General features: G+C 54.4%; 19 protein-coding genes, 1 tRNA gene and 1 pseudogene. 13 read left to right on the plus strand and 8 right to left on the minus strand.

All coding sequences use genetic code 11. The annotated features are described in order from the left end of the window. From NP590_RS15040 to NP590_RS15060, 5 genes and pseudogenes are all read left to right on the plus strand, one after another. Positions 1-205: Arc family DNA-binding protein (locus tag NP590_RS15040; protein WP_256603390.1), on the plus strand; the 205-nt coding region annotated here is incomplete at its 5' end. A 164-nt stretch (positions 206-369) separates the two neighbouring features. Then, the gene (locus NP590_RS15045; RefSeq protein WP_256603391.1) at positions 370-615 is read left to right on the plus strand and encodes a hypothetical protein; all 246 of its coding nucleotides are present in this window, start codon (positions 370-372) and stop codon (positions 613-615) included. 37 nt (positions 616-652) lie between these two features. After that, on the plus strand, positions 653-973 hold the full coding sequence (locus NP590_RS15050) for a hypothetical protein (RefSeq protein ID WP_256603392.1): 321 nt from the start codon (positions 653-655) through the stop codon (positions 971-973). Between the two features lie 7 nt (positions 974-980). Next, entirely contained in the window at positions 981-1,244 is a 264-nt protein-coding gene (locus NP590_RS15055) for a hypothetical protein (RefSeq protein WP_256603395.1), read from the plus strand. A 10-nt stretch (positions 1,245-1,254) separates the two neighbouring features. Continuing rightward, positions 1,255-1,464, plus strand: a pseudogene (locus tag NP590_RS15060) (DUF3820 family protein). A 366-nt stretch (positions 1,465-1,830) separates the two neighbouring features. On the opposite strand, the gene NP590_RS15065 reads toward NP590_RS15060, so the two are convergent. Continuing rightward, entirely contained in the window at positions 1,831-2,460 is a 630-nt protein-coding gene (locus NP590_RS15065; RefSeq protein ID WP_256603397.1) for a site-specific integrase, read from the minus strand. Between the two features lie 125 nt (positions 2,461-2,585). Next, positions 2,586-2,661, minus strand: a tRNA-Lys gene (locus tag NP590_RS15070). A gap of 358 nt (positions 2,662-3,019) precedes the next feature. Between NP590_RS15070 and NP590_RS15075 the strand changes: the two genes are divergently transcribed. The 8 genes from NP590_RS15075 to NP590_RS15110 all read left to right on the plus strand — a co-directional run bounded on the left by NP590_RS15075 (position 3,020) and on the right by NP590_RS15110 (position 9,264). Then, complete coding sequence (locus NP590_RS15075) at positions 3,020-3,253, plus strand: hypothetical protein (RefSeq protein ID WP_256603398.1); 234 nt, start codon at positions 3,020-3,022, stop codon at positions 3,251-3,253. A gap of 27 nt (positions 3,254-3,280) precedes the next feature. Continuing rightward, on the plus strand, positions 3,281-3,511 hold the full coding sequence (locus NP590_RS15080; RefSeq protein ID WP_256603401.1) for a DUF6686 family protein: 231 nt from the start codon (positions 3,281-3,283) through the stop codon (positions 3,509-3,511). A gap of 252 nt (positions 3,512-3,763) precedes the next feature. Next, positions 3,764-4,414 (plus strand): energy transducer TonB, encoded by a 651-nt coding sequence (locus NP590_RS15085; protein WP_256603404.1) that lies wholly within the window; start codon positions 3,764-3,766, stop codon positions 4,412-4,414. A gap of 4 nt (positions 4,415-4,418) precedes the next feature. Continuing rightward, entirely contained in the window at positions 4,419-5,162 is a 744-nt protein-coding gene (locus tag NP590_RS15090) for a MotA/TolQ/ExbB proton channel family protein (protein ID WP_256603405.1), read from the plus strand. Further along, complete coding sequence (locus tag NP590_RS15095; RefSeq protein WP_256603406.1) at positions 5,162-5,593, plus strand: ExbD/TolR family protein; 432 nt, start codon at positions 5,162-5,164, stop codon at positions 5,591-5,593. Before NP590_RS15090 ends, NP590_RS15095 begins: the two co-directional genes overlap by 1 nt. A 69-nt stretch (positions 5,594-5,662) precedes the next feature. Beyond that, positions 5,663-7,846, plus strand: a complete 2,184-nt coding sequence (locus NP590_RS15100; protein WP_256603407.1) for a TonB-dependent receptor — start codon at positions 5,663-5,665, stop codon at positions 7,844-7,846. Between the two features lie 20 nt (positions 7,847-7,866). Next, positions 7,867-8,577, plus strand: coding sequence for a PepSY-associated TM helix domain-containing protein (locus NP590_RS15105; protein ID WP_256603408.1), 711 nt, complete (start codon positions 7,867-7,869; stop codon positions 8,575-8,577). 3 nt (positions 8,578-8,580) lie between these two features. Next, complete coding sequence (locus tag NP590_RS15110; protein ID WP_256603409.1) at positions 8,581-9,264, plus strand: Fe2+-dependent dioxygenase; 684 nt, start codon at positions 8,581-8,583, stop codon at positions 9,262-9,264. A 138-nt stretch (positions 9,265-9,402) separates the two neighbouring features. Here NP590_RS15110 and NP590_RS15115 read toward each other — a convergent pair whose 3' ends face one another. The 6 genes from NP590_RS15115 to NP590_RS15140 all read right to left on the minus strand — a co-directional run bounded on the left by NP590_RS15115 (position 9,403) and on the right by NP590_RS15140 (position 16,725). Further along, entirely contained in the window at positions 9,403-10,734 is a 1,332-nt protein-coding gene (locus NP590_RS15115) for an alanine/glycine:cation symporter family protein (RefSeq protein ID WP_256603410.1), read from the minus strand. Positions 10,735-10,980: 246 nt separating this feature from the next. Beyond that, positions 10,981-13,788 (minus strand): type I restriction endonuclease subunit R, encoded by a 2,808-nt coding sequence (locus tag NP590_RS15120; protein ID WP_256603411.1) that lies wholly within the window; start codon positions 13,786-13,788, stop codon positions 10,981-10,983. Beyond that, positions 13,785-14,474: a transposase gene (locus NP590_RS15125; protein ID WP_256603412.1), complete on the minus strand. Its 690-nt coding sequence runs from the start codon at positions 14,472-14,474 to the stop codon at positions 13,785-13,787. Before NP590_RS15125 ends, NP590_RS15120 begins: the two co-directional genes overlap by 4 nt. Beyond that, complete coding sequence (gene hepT, locus NP590_RS15130; protein ID WP_256603413.1) at positions 14,461-14,895, minus strand: type VII toxin-antitoxin system HepT family RNase toxin; 435 nt, start codon at positions 14,893-14,895, stop codon at positions 14,461-14,463. Before hepT ends, NP590_RS15125 begins: the two co-directional genes overlap by 14 nt. Next, positions 14,885-15,280 carry a type VII toxin-antitoxin system MntA family adenylyltransferase antitoxin gene (gene mntA / locus NP590_RS15135; protein WP_256603414.1) on the minus strand — a complete coding sequence of 132 codons (396 nt, stop codon included), beginning with the start codon at positions 15,278-15,280 and terminating at the stop codon, positions 14,885-14,887. Before mntA ends, hepT begins: the two co-directional genes overlap by 11 nt. Further along, positions 15,277-16,725, minus strand: coding sequence for a restriction endonuclease subunit S (locus NP590_RS15140; protein WP_256603415.1), 1,449 nt, complete (start codon positions 16,723-16,725; stop codon positions 15,277-15,279). The genes mntA and NP590_RS15140 overlap by 4 nt, the downstream gene beginning before the upstream one ends. Positions 16,726-16,970: the final 245 nt, after the last annotated feature.

The following is a 16,970-nucleotide window of genomic DNA, read 5'->3' on the forward strand; positions in this document are numbered from 1 at the left end:
TTATGAACAACTGAAATGTGCTGCAGATTTGAATCGGCGTAGTATCAACAGTGAGGTTTTGGTTTGCCTTGAACAGGCGTTGATTGCCAAGAAAACCAACCCCAATGATCGCTTAAAACGGATAGAGCAGCTACGTGCGAGTATTAAGCCCAATAACATTAGCTTGGATGACATCGATCAAGCTATCGAGAATGGGCGTCCATGATCGTTGCCGATACCAATATTATTAGCTACTTGTTCTTGCCGACGAATTATTCCGACAAAGCAAGTCAGTTGTACCGAATTGATCCTGACTGAGCTGCACCTGAACTGTGGAGAAGCGAGTTCCGTAATGTGCTTGCGCTCTATTTAAGGCAGAACATACTTTCCTTGACCGAGGCATTGGCTTTGCAAGATGAATCCGAATCGTTGATGGCTGACCGTGAGTTTATTTTGCCTTCTGTCGCAGTCATGAACCTCGTTGCCAGTAGCACTTGTTCTGCTTATGACTGTGAATTTGTGGCTCTGGCCCGGCAGCTATCCGTAAAGCTGGTCACTCAAGACAAAAAACTATTAAGGGAATTTCCAGAAACGGCGCTGAGTCTCGACGAATTTTTGTTTCGGGCAAGCACATAGTAAGCTTCGTTTCCTATTTCAGCCGCTAGTCAAACCCATGTTCAAAATTTACAAGCGAACTATCCATATCGGCACATCGGAAAATTCTCAAGGCCGACTTGAATATCAGGTCGAAGAAAGTTCAGGTTCCAGTCTTTCCAAAATCCTGGTAATTCCGGCGATGATTGCCGGAGCTGTCGTCGGCACGCTGGTCTTTTCTGTATTTTTTGTCGTTCTGTTGATTCCGCTGGGCATCGTAGGCTACAAAGCATGGCGATTGATAAAAACGGCACAGCAACAAAACGTTGGTCAAGCAGACGGTGAAAGTATTACTGCTGAGTACACGGTGATTTCCGATTCCGAACAGGATAACAAGTAAGCGGTTCATGTCTGAAGCCTTAGCCATTACCCAGCTACTGGAAACCAGCAATAAGCTGAGTGCTTTTTGCACACAAAACGGCTGGATCATCAGCGACTCGATTGCCTATGAAATCCTCGAGCGGCGCACCGATCGCCTGTTGATCTACGTGACGTTTCTGGAAAGTATCATGGAAGGTTCCGGTTGTCAGTGCGATCAGAAAGCCTGCTATGGGCGGTTGTGGTTGAACCTGAACGCAAAAGGCGATATTGCCGGCGTCGAGTTGGCCTGATAATCCAAGAATGCAACCGGAAGACTTACAAAAACTGGTTACAGTAGCCATGCCATTCGGCAAATACCAAGGCCGTGTGATCGCCGATTTGCCGGGACATTACCTAAATTGGTTTGCTCGCTAGGGACTTCCCAAGGGGGAACTGGGGCAACTGTTGGCGCTGATGCAGGAGATTGACCACAATGGCTTGAGGCCAATACTCGATCTACTTAGGCGGTAATGTATTTGGCTAATAGACCTAATTTCTGTATGCGACAAATTGTCGCAATTTTTCTGGACAGTTCATTTTTTCTTCACTAGAATGCGCCTACCTTGACCAAGGTCAATACGAATCGCAAGACTCGTATCTTTTGAGGGGGGGGGAGGAAAGCGACCGCGCAAGCGGGAAAACAATAATAACCATCGCAAATGCTTAAACTGCCGCTAGCAAAGGCAGGCGTCCAAACTAACTATAAAATCATAACGGACGGGAGCCCACACAGTGTGGGCTTTTTTATGCCTGTCGTTTTTTGCCCCCAGCACGCATTGGTTACCGCTGAATAAAAGCAGATATATTTGCGATAGATTGCAAAACGGTCCAGCGTAATCAATCTAACTCACCCTTTCGCATACCCGTGGTCAATGCCATGGGCACTTTGAGATAAAATTTGCCACCAATTTCCTGGGCTGATCGCATCAGGCGTGTCTTTTCTTGGTCCGATAGGAATCGAACAACTTTATTGTTAACGGTTAGAGTTCGGACTTTTTTGCACGGATTTTCATCAATGTACTGCTCTAAGACGGTATCATCTTCCTGTTGACGAGTAGCAAAATCCAAAATTGACGAGAGAACTGCCAAGTGCTTGTTGTAAGTGGCAGGTGCCAGTGAACGCTTTGGTTTTAGCTTGGTACGAATAAGATCAGGGGTGATTTCGGTTAAAATGATCTTGCTAAACTGATCATTCCACCATTGGACGAGTCGGGCACGGTCATGGTCTTTTCCAGACCACCAGGCCATATACTCGTCAGCTAATCGATTGAAGGTGATTGTGCAGGGGCGGGTGCCACTTGCTTCGTGTTCCTGAAACTCAAGAACAGAACGCGTACCCCAAATGCGGGCATCTTGCTTGCGTCTAAAGGTTTTTGATTTGATTTCCTTACCAGATTTTGTAAGGACTGTGCGGTAACGACTTTCGCCGTTTTTTAGGCCTACCTTGCGGATGAAGAAATTTAGCATCTGTGTATCCCCAATCTAGAGGGTTAAAACACAACTACCAGTAAAATCACTGTAGTCGATTGTTTTAGTACACAGTTACTGAAGCTTACAATCCTTATAACCTATTGTTCTTACTACTTAAATGATGGTGGGTCGTGTGCGATTCGAACGCACGACCATCGCATTAAAAGTGCGGTGCTCTACCGGCTGAGCTAACGACCCCCGAAATTGAATCCCTATTTTATATGGATTTGGAAGAAAGTCAAGTGTTTTACCCTTGTCCAGGGGGAGGGGTGATTCAAACTGATGTGGAAAAGATCATGCGGTGAGTTTGTCATTGCCAGCCCAATAGCTGCGGTTGGGGATTTTTCCGGGGGTTGTTCGAGTGAACTCTACGTGTTTGAAAGTCTGGAGCCAATGTGCTGCTGCCCGGACTGTTAGCGTTTTACGCCATTGGAGCCGAGGAAGATGACAAGAGGTAGCCATCAAGCAAGACATCAGTGCCGGAGCCGATAAAAAAGCTGTACTTTTCAAATAAGAATAATTATCATTTACATCAAATCCATAACAGCCTGGTTTTATGAAGCTTCTCCTGTCCTTTTTTAAAGCGCCACCGGCCGTAAAACTGGAGATAGCCCCGAATGTGCTGGCCGCGCTGATGGAAAAGGGCGAACTCCATGCAACCGATTTCCGTTGCCTGGACTTGGGTTCGAAACAAATTGTCTGGCAAATGCTGTTGTCGCTGGCGATGTCGAAAATCGTCGAGGCGCGCGGCAATTGCAAGCCCGGTGAAAAAACCCGCCCGGCGCCCTGATTTCTTGTTCAACATGAGGACACCACGATGAGTAAAAAGCCCTGCACGCACGAATATCTGGCGGCCAGCGGTTCCGGCAAGGTTTTGATGTGCCGGGACTGCGGCGTAGTGCATCTGCACCTGCAAAATCTGTCGCTACGGTTCGACACGGACCAATTCGCCGACCTTGCCACCCTGCTGACGGCGGCGTCGAAAAAGATGGCCGATGCCCCTCTGGAAAACCAGAAATTGCCGCCCAAATTGACGTTGGTGCATTGACGCGCGAAGACATCCGCAAATTGCTAGCACCTGCGTATTCATTCGACTTTATAAATCCAATCCGTCGCATAGCCAGCCAACCCGCCTGGGCCAGCCAGCCAAGCATTGATCAACTGCTTAGCGTGAGGCTATATGATTGCCACTCTTTTTCTACAGTACGCCGCCGTAGCAAACAGGCCCCGGCGTCAACCCTTTCCGACCGTTTTAAACGCAAGCCGGCCGCTTAAAACCTGGCTGGGTATCGGCGTTGCCGTGACTATTCATCTGGCTTGGCTGACATTATTACCCGAGCAACACCCGGAAACAGCCATCACGCCGCCTCAACCCATTATGGTCAGCTGGGTCGGCACCGCCGAGGCGAAAACCACGATGCAACCTGTCGCCCAACCGGTCCAGCACTCGGAGCCTGCCGTCAAAAAGCCCAAACCCAAACCGATAGCCAAGACAACTAAACCGAAACCGCTGCTGACCACTGCCAGCGAAACCGTGTCGCCGATGGCGGCTCCCAGCAGCGAACCCGAACAGCTAAAACCCCAACCGGCCCCGCCGGTCAGTTCGCAGCCTGCACCCGCGAGCAGCGTGGCCGACGCACCCACTGAAGAAAACAATCCGGCACCGACCACCCTACCCAGTTTGCATGCGGATTATCTGAATAATCCGGCGCCGGCCTATCCGGATCAATCCCGCCAGCAGGGCGAGCAAGGCCGGGTATTAGTGCGGGTGCTGGTGACTACCGACGGAACGGTCGATCAAGTCAATCTACGCAAATCCAGCGGTTACCCGCGCTTGGATTCCGCGGCGTTGGAAACCGTCAAAAACTGGCGTTTCGTGCCCGCCCAACACGGCTCTCGGGTGGTGTCCGCCTGGGTGGTCGTACCGATTTCATTCAGCCTCGAGGGATAAAACCATGTCCATCAATCAAAATTTCAGCCATTTCCTGTCGCAAAGCGACGCCATCGGCCAAGCCCTGTTCATGCTACTGCTGAGCATGTCGGTGGCCAGCTGGTACTTCATTGTCGTCAAAGCCTGGCAGGGCTACGGCATCCGCCGCCGTAGTCGGGAATTTCTGGCGCAGTTCTGGAACGCCGCCTCGCTGGATAAGGTGGCCGAAATGTTGAATCAACACCGCGACGAGGAACCGTTTTCGCACCTCACCTACCACGCCATCAACGCCAGCCGCCATCACGCCATCCATGGCGTGCAGCGCTTGCAGGAAGCCGGTTCGGCCGGCGAATTCCTCACCCGCGCCATCCGCCGGGTCATCGACGAAGAAACCGCCAAGCTGGAATGGGGCCTGACCGCGCTGGCTTCCATCGCCAGCACCGCGCCTTTCGTCGGTTTGTTCGGCACCGTCTGGGGCGTCTATCACGCCCTGCTGGGTATAGGCCGAAGCGGCCAGGGCTCCCTGGAGCAAATCGCCGGCCCGGTCGGCGAAGCCTTGATCATGACCGGCCTGGGCCTGGCGGTGGCGATTCCGGCCGTGCTGGCCTACAACGACTGCGTGCGCGCCAACCGCTTGCTGTTGGCGCAACTGGACGCCTTTGCGCACGACCTGTTCGCCTTTTTGACCACCGGCTCCGCCATCAATCCGCTGCTGGAAATGCCGCATGCCAACCCACGGGTGGCCTTGGCCGTGGCGGGAGAAGTTTGATGGCATTCGGCGGCTTCGACCAACACAAAACCGCTGGCCATACCGTGGCCGAAATCAACATGATTCCACTCATCGACGTGATGCTGGTGTTGCTGGTGATCTTCATGATCACCGCGCCGATGATGACCCACGCGGTCAAAATCGACCTGCCCCAGGCCAACAGCCAGCCGCAAACGCCGCTACCGGTAGAGCCGGTCAATCTGTCCATAGATAACGGCGGGCAATTGTTCTGGAACCAGGAAGCGGTCAGCCGCGAACAGTTGCGGCAAAAACTGGCGCAACTCAGCTCGCGGCCGGACAGCGCCGAATTGCACGTACGGGCCGATAAAGGCGTCGCCTACCACATCGTCGCCGAAACCCTGGCCGATGCCACCCAAGCCGGCGTCAGCCGCATCGGCTTTGTTTCCGAGCCCGAATCAAGCAAACCTTAACCATGCATCAGCCACCCAGCATTCCCCGCCAGGCAGCCAATCACATTGTCTTACTTAAAGGGAAAGCCCATGTCTAGTCACTGTACCAATAAAAACCAGTCCAGCCGCGCCAAATGGCGCCTGGGTGCCTTGCTACCGCTGGGCGCCGCCCTGAGCGGAGCGGCCCATGCCGTGGAACCGGCCGTCGTCGACGACCGGGAAGTCGTCATGGACGACGTCAAGGTCAAGGCGGCCCGCGAAAAAAAAGCCAACCGCTTCAAGGCGGAGAAATCCACCACCGGCAGCAAAACCGAACAGGCCTTGCGCGACATTCCGCAATCGATCAGCGTGGTCAAGAAAGAACTGATCGAATCGCAGAATGCCTTTAATCTGACCGACGCCTTAAAAAACGTCAGCGGCCTGACCATTGCGGCCGGCGAAGGCGGCCGCACCGGCGACTCCATTACCCTGCGCGGTTTTTCCGCCAACTCGGATCAATATGTCGACGGCGTGAAAGATAATGGCCAATACAACCGCGACACCTTTTTCATCGAGAAAGCCGAAGTGCTGAAGGGCGCCTCGTCGATTTTGTTCGGCCGCGGCGCCACCGGCGGCGTGATCAATCAGATCGCCAAAAAGCCCACCGGCAAGACCGGCGTCAAGGGCAGCTTTACCTACGGCAATTACGACTTCAAGCGCACCACCATCGATGCGGAAACCGCTTACCAGGACATGTCCGCCCGGCTCAACGTCATGTATCAGGACACCGATTCCTTCCGCGATTACAACGACACCAGCCGCTGGGGGATTGCGCCGTCCTTTGCCTTCAAGCTCAGCCCGGATACCGATTTATCCTTGAACCTATTGCACCAGGAAGAGGAAGGCGTGTTCGATTACGGCGTGCCGATGTGGAAGGGCCGGCCGGCCGACGTGCCGGTCAACACCTTCTACGGCTATACCGACAACCGGCTGATGGACACCGACGTCAACGTCGCCACCGTGGCGCTGAACCATCGATTCTCGGAGGCATTTTCGATGAAGAACACCGTGCGTTACGGCGATTACGAACGTAAATATCTGACCCACTTGTTTTCCGGCAATGCCGCTACCAAGGGCTCCAACATTGGCACCATCGGCCGCTCGCAGGCCCTGCGGCTGAATACGCAGGAAAACGTGTACAACCAGACAGATTTCGTGCTGAAACAACCGCTGTTCGGCTTCAACAATACCTTGATGTTCGGCAGCGAATTCGGCTGGGAAGACTACGATTACAAATCCAAGAATTCCACCGGCGTCACCCGCGTATCAGTGTTCGACCCGCTACTGAAAGGCAGCGTCGGCCAGGGCCTGGCTAGCGATTTCAGCGGCACGCTGGCCACCAACCGGCTGACTCACGCCCAAACCTATGCCGGTTATCTGCTGGACGAATTCGAAATCAATCCGCAATGGAAACTGGTCGGCGGCACCCGTTACGACGTGTTCGAAGCCCAACAGGAGGATTTGATCGGCACGGCCAACTTCGAAAGCAGCGTGGATCAATGGAGCCCGCGCGGCGGCATCGTCTGGCAGCCGACCGATTGGCAATCCTATTACTTCAGCTACGGCAAGTCCTTCAATCCATCGGCGGAAAGCTTGAGCTTGTCGGCCAATAACGCCGACCTGCCGCCGGAACAAAACAGCAACTACGAAATCGGCGCCAAACTGGACTTGTTCGACGGCCGCTTGTCCGCCAGCGCCGCCGTGTTCCGGCTGGAAAAAACCAATGCCCGCACCACCTCGGCAATCGACCCCAATTTACAGGAGCTGAGCGGAGAAGTGCGTACCGACGGTTTCGAGCTGGGCCTGTCCGGCGAAATCCTGCCTAATTGGGACGTATCGGCCACCTATGCCTTTCTGGATGCCCAAGTGGTCAAGTCGAACAACTCGGCGGTGGGCTCGGTCAGCGGCGAGACCAAATCCTTCGAAGGCATGACGTCGGTCAACGTGCCGAAAAACAGCGGCGTGATCTGGACCAGCTACCACTTGACCGACAACTGGGAACTGGGCGGCGGTGTCTACTATGCCACCCACCGTTATGCCGACAGCGTCAACGAGGCGGTGTTGCCCGGTTACGCGCGGCTGGATGCGGTACTGGCCTACCACCAGAAGCATTACGACCTGCAACTCAACGTCTTTAACCTGACCGATACGGTGTATTACGAATCCGGCCGCACCAACTCGGCCCTACCGGGTACACCGCTGTCCGGACAACTGACGGTCAACTTTAAATATTGAAACGCCCTTAGAACTATTTTATGACTACCAGCCAGCACACGCTCGATACACCCGCCAGCCATGCGCGTAAAAAAACCAACGGCGGCTATTTGTTTTTACCCCGCCGGCTATCGCGCGGGGCTTTTTTAAAGTGGCTGCGCCGCACCCATGCCTGGCTAGGGCTGTGGGGCGCCGCATTGGGTTTGTTGTTCGGATTTACCGGCATATTGCTGAACCACCGCGACATTCTGAAAATCCCCATCGGCAGGATGCGGCAAACCGAAATCCAGCTGGCCCTGCCGGAACCAAGACCGGCTGACGCCAGGGCCATGGCGGTCTGGCTGGGACAAAGCCTGCGGATCGATACCGCCCGGGCCAGAATCAAACAAGAACCCGCCAAGGAGGTTATTTGGCAAAACCAAACCCTGCAACAGCCCGCGTCATGGAACATCACGTTGCGCAGCCCCAGCCGCCTGCTGTCCGCCGAATATTGGGAAGGCAACGCCTTCGTCAGCGTCAAGCAAGGCAATGCCAATTTGCTGCAGACCTTGAACAATCTGCATATGGGTACCGGCATGGGCATGGGTTGGGTGTTACTGGTCGATACCTTGGCCGGGGCACTGCTGCTGTTGAGCATGACCGGCATCCTGCTGTGGACGCGCCTGCACGGGCCGCGGCTGGCGGCGGCCGGCCTGGGGCTGGGCTCGCTGAGTCTGTCGCTGTTTTTCGCCCTGACCGCCATTAACGGGTAACGCATGTTGATAGAAATCCCCAAGGTACTTTCCCCCAACGAACTCGAGCAAGCGCGGCAATTATTGGCAACCGCTCCCTGGACGGACGGCCGCATCACCGCCGGCAGCCAATCTGCACAGGTCAAAAACAATCTGCAGTTGCCGGAGGATGCGCCGCAGAGCCAACAGTTGCGCAGCCTGCTGCTGGCGGCCTTAAACCGCAACGCGCTATTTCTGTCCGCCGCCTTGCCGAAGCGGATTTACCCGCCCCTGTTTAACCGCTATGCCGGCCCTCGCAATACCTTCGGCAACCACATCGACAACGCCATCCGTTATTGCGCGGAGAGCGGCCAGCGCGTGCGCACCGATTTATCGGCGACGATTTTTCTGGCCGACCCGGACAGTTACGACGGCGGCGAACTGGTGATCGAGGATACCTACGGCGAACATGCGGTCAAACTGGCGGCCGGCGACATGGTGCTGTATCCTGGCTCCAGCCTGCATCGGGTAGAACCCGTCAGCCGCGGTGCCCGGCTGGCGTCGTTTTTCTGGCTGGAAAGCATGGTACGGGAAACCGAACGCCGCCGGCTGTTGTTCGAAATGGACATGGCGATTCTGGAACTGCGCTCGACGCAAGGCGACAACCAAACCACCGTCAATCTGACCGGCTGTTACCACAACCTGTTAAGAATGTGGGCGGACAGCTAAGCGGCCTGCATCGACAACCCTTTTTTTAACCGCTTTAGCACAATCGCCAACGAGCATTGCGCCGAACAAATTAACTCAACATGCGGCGCAATACGGCTATCGCCTACTGGCGCCCCACGGATTGGAGCTTGCGGCCTTTTATTCCTTAACGTCACTAAAATAGCGATCGGTCTCCTGCTTGACGACTTTTGACAGCATTAGTAGCCCGATCAGGTTGGGTAGCGCCATCATGCCGTTCATCAGGTCGGAAAAGTTCCAGACGAACTCCAGTTCCATCATCGCCCCGACGATCACGGTGGCAATGAAGGCAATCCGGTACACCCGGATGGCCCTGGAGCCGAACAGGTATTCAATGGCCTTTTCGCCGTAATAATTCCAGCCGATCAGAGTGGAATAGGCGAATACGGCGGTGGCCAGGGCGACCAGTATTTCGCCGCCGACACCCAGGGTTTCGGCAAAGCTGGCACTGGTCAGGCGGCCGGCGGCGACACCTTGAGTCCAGGAGTCGGCGGTCAGAATCACCAGCGCGGTAATGCTGCAAACCAGCAGGGTGTCGATGAAGGTTTGGGTCATGCTGACCAGGGCCTGCTTCACCGGTTCGCTGGTGCGGGCGGCGGCGGCCGCAATCGGCGCGGAACCCAGGCCGGACTCGTTGGAAAACACCCCGCGCGCTATGCCGAAGCGCATCGCCGCCGCCACGCCGGCGCCGGCAAAACCGCCGCTGGCCGCGGCCGGCGAAAAGGCGTGACCGAAAATCAATCCGAAGGCGGCGGGAATTTCGCCGGCGTTCAACGCCAACACCGTCAGCGCCGAGCCGACGTAACCCACTATCATTAACGGCACCAGCACCGAGGTAAATTTACCTATCGAGCGGATGCCGCCCAGGATTACCAGCGCGGTCAAGGTCATCAATACCAAGCCGGTGACCCAGGGCTCGACGGCGAACGTGGCCTGAAAAATCTTGGCGGTGGAATTGGCCTGAGTCATGTTGCCGATGCCGAAGGTGGCCAACGCGGTGAACAGCGCGAACAACCAGCCCAGCTTGGGCAGGTTTGCCCCCTTGGCCAGATAGTACATAGGTCCGCCACGCATGCCGTGTTCGCCTCTTTCCCGGTATTTGACCGCCAATACCGCCTCGGAGTATTTGGTCACCATACCGACCAAGCCGGTCATCCACATCCAGAACACCGCCCCCGGCCCGCCCAAGGTAATCGCCGTGGCCACGCCGACGATGTTGCCGATGCCGACCGTCGCCGCCAATGCGGTCATCAACGCGGCAAAATGACTGATATCGCCGGCATGGCCGTGGTCTTTATGAAAAATCAGCCGAAACGCCAGCGGCAGCGTCCGAAACTGCAGGCCGCGCAGCAGCACCGTCAGATACAGGCCGGTACCGACCAGCAACGCCAGCATCGGCGGCCCCCAAACCCAAGCGGACAAGGTGGCGACTAGCGTTTCGAGGGCTTGCATGGGCGGTACTCCGGGAAGATTAAATGATTGCTGGAAGCTTAAATTACAGTGGCAGCGGAGAATGTAAAACATATACCTTTCGAACCTCAAACTTCGGCGCATCCGCCCCTCGCCTCCCGGAAGGGATGGAGCGAGGGAATTAAAAACCGAAATTTGCAACGCGATGACTATAACAGCCGCGACCAACCGGATTCCAGCTTACAGGGACGGGCCCGATGGCGTCAAAGCTTTAACCGCTGGCTCAGCCTAACGCTCATGAAACCTGCGCATCGCCCCGGCAAATGAAAGACAATCTCGTGGGAGCGACGCACAGTCGCGATGTTGGCCTTGCGAATCGCGACTATGCGTCGCTCCTACCATGACTTTCAGAGTAACGTTCATGAAGGCTAGGCATCGCCCCGGCAAATGAAAGTAGTGCAGCTGGGCACGGTTCCTCGCCGGACAGGACGCCGTAAATACGTCCGTGTAGGCTCGACGGCAGCATCCTTGCTGCCGACGCCTGTCCAACAAGCAACCGTACCCGCTCGATTTTTTACTTTCAGAGTAATAAACCTGCATGCTGTCCAAGTCATGCTTGAGCTGTTCCAGCAAGGCCGGGTCGGAGCTTTCCTGCAAACTGGTGGCGTCGTAATAAGGTTTGAAGGCGCGATAAATGTCTTCGGCTTCATTGACAAAATCCAGCACAAACGGCGCTTCCTTACCCGGCAGCATGCGATTCAGGCGCGACAGGGTTTGCACCGCCTGCACACCATCCAAACGCTTATCGACATACATCGCCATCAACTTCGGCTGATCGAAGCCGGTTTGGTACTTGTTGGCCACCAGCAGCACTTGATAATCGGGTGAATTAAAACACTCCGGCAATTGCTTTTCGCTGATCGCTTTACCGGTCACACTGTCGACGTTCATGCCCGGTTCGGTATATTCCTGCCCGGTTTCTGGATCGAGCAGCGTGCCGCTAAACGCTACCAAGGGCTGTATATCGTGATAACCGTGTTGCTCGATATAAGCCTGAAATGCCTGCATGTATTTGACGGCGTGCAGGCGTGAACCGGTCACCACCATCGCCTTGGCTTGGCCGCCCAAATGATGTTTAACGTGGTTGCGAAAATGTTCGACGATGATTTCGATTTTTTGCGAAATATTGGTCGGATGCAGCACCAGAAATTTGGCTAAAGCCCGCGCCGCCTTTTTCTTCGGCAGGTTCGGGTCTTCCTGCATGGCCTTGACCAGCTTGAAATAGGTTTTGTAGGTCGTGTAATTCCGCAACACGTCCAGGATAAAGCCTTCCTCGATGGCCTGGCGCATGCTGTACAGATGAAATGGCTCCGGCTTGCCTGTGTGACCGACACGACCGAACAACTCCAAGGTCTTGCCCTTGGGTGTGGCGGTGTAGGCGAAAAAGCTGATATTAGGTTGGCGGCCGCGCGAGGCCATGACCTGATTCAAACGGTCTTCCCAATCCGGTTCTTCTGTTTCACCTGATTCCCGTTTACCCGAGCCATACAAGACGGTTCCTTCTACCTCCGGGAGAAGGTTAGGATGAGGGGATATAAAACTAGACGTTGGTTGGTTGTCTCCCCTCACCCCAGCCCTCTCCCGGAGGGAGAGGGAGCTTTCCGCATCGATTTCAGAACGATCAACAGGAGACGATCTGCCCAAAATTGATTTGAGTTCTCTGGCGGTTTCACCGGTTTGCGACGAATGCGCTTCATCGACAATCACTGCATAACGCCGCTTGGCTATCTCCTGTTCCCAGGCTTTGGCTTGTTCCGTTGGGGAAAACGTAGGGGCGAAAGATTTTTCGCCCCTACTGTCGATCTCCGCCGTATGCAATAAGCCGCGCAACACAAACGGAAACTTCTGCAAGGTGGTAATCACAATCTTGGTGCCGTCGATCAGCGCCGCCGCCAACTGCTTTGAATCCTGATCGATGGCCTTGACCACCCCTTGCGCGTGTTCGATTTGATAAATGGCATCCTGCAATTGCCTGTCCAACACTTGCCGGTCGGTAATCACAATCACGCAATCGAACAGCTTGCGATCGTTGCCGTCATGCAAATTGGCCAGACGATGCGACAACCAGGAAATCGAATTGGTCTTGCCGCTGCCGGCTGAATGCTGGATCAGATAATTCTGACCTGGGCCTTCCAATTGCGCGGCAGCGACCAGTCGCCGGATCGCATCGAGCTGGTGATAGCGCGGAAAAATCACCGCTTCTTTTTGCAGCAAGCGACTGCCGCCCTTGCCGTCTTCGACTTTCTCTTCCTTGCGCTCGATGAAAATAAAATTACCGAGAATGTCCAGAAACTGCTCGCGCTCCAGCACTTCTTCCCAGAAATAACCGCTGCGGTAACCGGACGCATGCTGCGGGTTGCCCGCCCCGCAAACCACTTCGCCGGGGTGGCTGCCGCGATTGAAGGGCAGGAAAAAGGTCTTTTTGCCCACCAGTCGGGTAGTCATGTGGACTTCGTCCGGATCGGCGGCAAAATGCACCAACGCCCGCTGTTTAAACTCAAACAACGGCGCGCGCGGATTACGATCATTGCGGTATTGCTGCACCGCATTCCGCCAGTTTTGCCCGGTCCACGGATTTTTCAGCTCGCAAGTCGCCACCGGCAAACCGTTGATCGCAAACAGCATATCCAGCGTGCTGTGATCGCCCGGATGGCACGGCAGCTGCCGCGTTACCGTCAGCCGGTTTTGTTGATAGTTTGCCAGCACCTCGGTATTCAAGCCCTGCGCCGGTTTGAAATAGGCCAGCCGGAAGGTTTTGCCGTAAAACTTGAAACCGTGGCGCAATACATGCAACGAGCCTTTAATCGCCAGTTCCCTGACCAGATCCTTGATCAGCAGGCTTTGCAGATTAGCGCCATGCTGTTCGTGCATGCCGTCCCAAAGTGGCTTTTGGGTGGCGGCGATAAAATTGAGAATTTGCGCCGGGAATAAAGCCAGTTCCTTGTCCCACTCTTTTACGGAACCCGCTTGCCAGCCTTTGGCTAACAGCATTTGCTCAATGTAGCTTTCGAAAGCCTTTTCGCTGGTTTGACTCATGGTTTTTCACAAGGTGTAGGGGCGAAAGATTTTTCGCCCCTACCTGTGCCCCGGTTATTAATGTGCAAACTGTCTAGCTCCCATTGCGCAGGGTTATTGAGAATATATTCCCGAATCAGGTTTAATTGCTGCTCGTTGCGAACGATGTGCTCCCAATAATTGCGCTGCCAAACGGTTTGGATTTGAGTATTGTTTTTTGCCCATTTGCTGACACCAATTTTGAAACCCCGGATTATCGAACCCAGGGTTTTCGATGTGCCGCGAGGGCGTAGGGGCGAAAAATCTTTCGCCCCTACAATCCGCGAATGATGATTCGCCCCTACTCCCCACGAACAATCATTTTCCCCCGCATTAATCACCAAAATTCCATGAACGTGATTGGGCATCACCACAAACGCATCGGATGCTACGTTTGGAAAATGTGCCGGTATTTCGTTCCAACAACATTCAACTACCCGGCCTAAATCATTCGCCACCATTGCACCATTCTGGATAGAGCCGAAGAAACAGGTTTTTTGATGCGTGCAAACGGTTACGAAATAAAAGCCCGCCTGAGCATAATCGTAATTTTTCAACCGAATCGAACGACGGTTTCCTTTGGGCTTGGTTTGTACGGGCGAATCATCATTCGCCCCTACATATTGCGAATCGCTATTCGCCCCTACGAATTCTTCATCGTGGCTCATGAATATCCTTGGCATCGCGCAATAGCAATGCGCGGCTGTAATCCAGAAATTCGTCCAGATGCCGGGTGATGATGCTGACGGTAATCGGCAGATGCAATTGCTGATAATCATGCACGGCGATATTGCGAAAACCGACCATGTGCTTCAGCGACGCGGCCAAATCGGCAGTGATCCAGCCGCCGCGCGCCAGCAACTCGAACACGTCGCGGGCGCTTTGCGGCACGCCGAGTTTTTCGCGCCGAATCAGATGCTGGCCCATGTCCAGCGCCGCTTCGCAGGCACGTTGAATGTTTAAAATCGCCGCATCCTGGCGGGTGAAATCGCTGGCAAAGCCGTCCGGGTTGGCGGCGTATTCCTCGCGCGCCCGAGCCACGCAACGCTCGATGGTGGCGGCTTTGTTGATTAACACGTCATCGGCCATACACGCTGCCTCCTTGGGAAATATCGGCTAACAGCCCGGCGCGGGCGCTATCCAGTTCAGTTTTTTCGCTCAAAATCGCCGCTTCGTACAGTGCCGCTTGCGCGTCGCGCGTCCACCAGCGTTGGCCCTGGGTAAGGATTTGGTATTGCATCACGGTCGAGGCCGCGCGCAGATCGAGCAAATCCACCGGACAGCCGGCTAGGTCGGACAGGTCGCCGGCCAGCGCCCACAATGTTTGCGGATCGGCGTAACCCGCCACCAATACCGCCAAATCCAGATCGCTATCCGGCCCGGCGGTGCCTTGAATCCGGCTGCCGAAGGCATAAACCGCCAACACGTTGTCCAGTTCGGCGCGCAGCTTGGCGACGATGGCAGCGTTATTCATCGCGCCTCCCGCACATCGATTTTGCCGGTCACGGCGGCGATGATCAGCGCGCTGCGGTATTCCTGCAAACGGGTAATCGCGGTTTCGACCTTTTCTACCAGCCGGTCGATTTTGGCGGTTTCACGGTCTAGGTAGGTGGCTATGGCGGTTTGTTCTTGAAAAGGAGGTTTGGGGAAACGGTATTTCCTTAATTGCTCGCCGGTCAAGTGCGCAATCGTTGATATTCCGCCGGAACTAAATACACCGGTTTTATTTGCCCAGTACATTAGGTAATACATATATCTGGGGTATTCCATCAGTGAATTAATTGCACGCATGCGATGTAACGCTTTTTGAAAACCAATTTTCGATTCTAGTTTGCCAACTATGGCTGACCTTCCAACTTCGCCACCTTCGCATACAAGAAGATCGCCTTCTTTAAGGGTATAGCGAGAATATTCCGGTTCGGGAATGTCCATTTCAGGTAAATCAATGAAATTGATTGAATCCCATTGAACATCAATATTCCTCAAATAAGGCAAAAGGTGCTTTCCAGTAATCTTGCTTTCATTCAACATCTTACCTAGCTCTATTGAATAACGAGAATATAGGGGTGGCGTTACCCAATCTACTGGAATTTCCCCTAACCATTCAACCCCGGAATCCTTGAGCCTTCCGGGAATGCCATTGCCCGTAGGGGCGAAAAATTTTTCGCCCCTACATGTGGAAAAATTTTCGTCCCCACTGTGATTTTCATGGCCCCGATCATACGCGCCGGGCGCTTCATGGACGGCGGCATTGCCGGTGGTCAGGCCGAATTCCCGCGCGGCGTCGGCGGGCAGGCCGCGGGTGACGGTGCGGGAAATCAGCGCGCTGCGTTTTTCCTTGAGCAATTCAACCAGCTTGCGCTTTTTCGCCACCAGGGTATCAATCCGCCCGGTTTCCCGATCCAGAAAACCGGCGATGGCGGTTTGTTCGGTCAGAGGCGGCACAGGTAACTGACAGTTGCCTATAAAGTCCCAATTGGCTCTGGGCATTTTAGAACCGTAGGTGGAAGAGTCGACTAACTTGATAAATCCATCGGCAAGTAGCCAATACAAAAGCGCTCGACGATCAAAATCCTCGGCCTGAATGACTAAAAGCTCGGTTGAACAAAGTCCCTCAAAGTCTGGATTACAAGACTTGGCAAGATAAGGCCGCAATTTGCCAAACAACGTTGTTCCTTTGGAAAAATAATTTGCAACACCTGAAGGCACAATATCGGGATCAATGGGTAGCAATTTGCCACTCCAAGACTCGATATTTTCCATGCCAATGTAAGGCAGAGGGTTTTCTTCATTCGCTTCGACTTTTTTGTCACAATGATGAGCGGTCATTTTCAGTCGCTTTACCTCCCAATGCCCCGGCACCTCGCCCAACCACGCCACGCCGCTGTCCTTGTATTTGGGATAAGCCGGATATTTCATCGGCTTGCCTCCCGCAAGCCAACGTAGGATGGGCTGAATGCCAATGAAGCCCATCGTAAACGCCGACTGATGGGCTTAACAGCCCATCCTATGCTAAGGGGCGAGAATTCCTTGGTCGTTACTTTGCGCTGAACGGTTAAGAAATTCTGAATCGTTGCAAAACGATTGTTTGATGGCGGTAGGGTGGATAAGCAACGCGCATCCACCAGATTTAAAGCCGTCGCGGTGGATGCGCTGCGCTTATC

It is taken from the genome of Methylomonas subterranea, assembly GCF_024505185.1.
In the GTDB taxonomy this organism is placed as follows: domain Bacteria; phylum Pseudomonadota; class Gammaproteobacteria; order Methylococcales; family Methylomonadaceae; genus Methylomonas; species Methylomonas subterranea.

Coding starts and splice junctions, on each gene's coding strand:
- NP590_RS15125 (WP_256603412.1), bottom strand. CDS start 14,474: ATGAGCCACGATGAAGAATTCGTAGGGGCGAATAGCGATTCGCAATAT.
- mntA (WP_256603414.1), bottom strand. CDS start 15,280: ATGAATAACGCTGCCATCGTCGCCAAGCTGCGCGCCGAACTGGACAAC.
- NP590_RS15140 (WP_256603415.1), bottom strand. CDS start 16,725: ATGAAATATCCGGCTTATCCCAAATACAAGGACAGCGGCGTGGCGTGG.
- NP590_RS15050 (WP_256603392.1), top strand. CDS start 653: ATGTTCAAAATTTACAAGCGAACTATCCATATCGGCACATCGGAAAAT.
- NP590_RS15095 (WP_256603406.1), top strand. CDS start 5,162: ATGGCATTCGGCGGCTTCGACCAACACAAAACCGCTGGCCATACCGTG.
- NP590_RS15100 (WP_256603407.1), top strand. CDS start 5,663: ATGTCTAGTCACTGTACCAATAAAAACCAGTCCAGCCGCGCCAAATGG.
- NP590_RS15115 (WP_256603410.1), bottom strand. CDS start 10,734: ATGCAAGCCCTCGAAACGCTAGTCGCCACCTTGTCCGCTTGGGTTTGG.
- NP590_RS15080 (WP_256603401.1), top strand. CDS start 3,281: ATGAGTAAAAAGCCCTGCACGCACGAATATCTGGCGGCCAGCGGTTCC.
- NP590_RS15110 (WP_256603409.1), top strand. CDS start 8,581: ATGTTGATAGAAATCCCCAAGGTACTTTCCCCCAACGAACTCGAGCAA.
- NP590_RS15075 (WP_256603398.1), top strand. CDS start 3,020: ATGAAGCTTCTCCTGTCCTTTTTTAAAGCGCCACCGGCCGTAAAACTG.
- NP590_RS15105 (WP_256603408.1), top strand. CDS start 7,867: ATGACTACCAGCCAGCACACGCTCGATACACCCGCCAGCCATGCGCGT.
- hepT (WP_256603413.1), bottom strand. CDS start 14,895: ATGGCCGATGACGTGTTAATCAACAAAGCCGCCACCATCGAGCGTTGC.
- NP590_RS15090 (WP_256603405.1), top strand. CDS start 4,419: ATGTCCATCAATCAAAATTTCAGCCATTTCCTGTCGCAAAGCGACGCC.
- NP590_RS15065 (WP_256603397.1), bottom strand. CDS start 2,460: ATGCTAAATTTCTTCATCCGCAAGGTAGGCCTAAAAAACGGCGAAAGT.
- NP590_RS15120 (WP_256603411.1), bottom strand. CDS start 13,788: ATGAGTCAAACCAGCGAAAAGGCTTTCGAAAGCTACATTGAGCAAATG.
- NP590_RS15055 (WP_256603395.1), top strand. CDS start 981: ATGTCTGAAGCCTTAGCCATTACCCAGCTACTGGAAACCAGCAATAAG.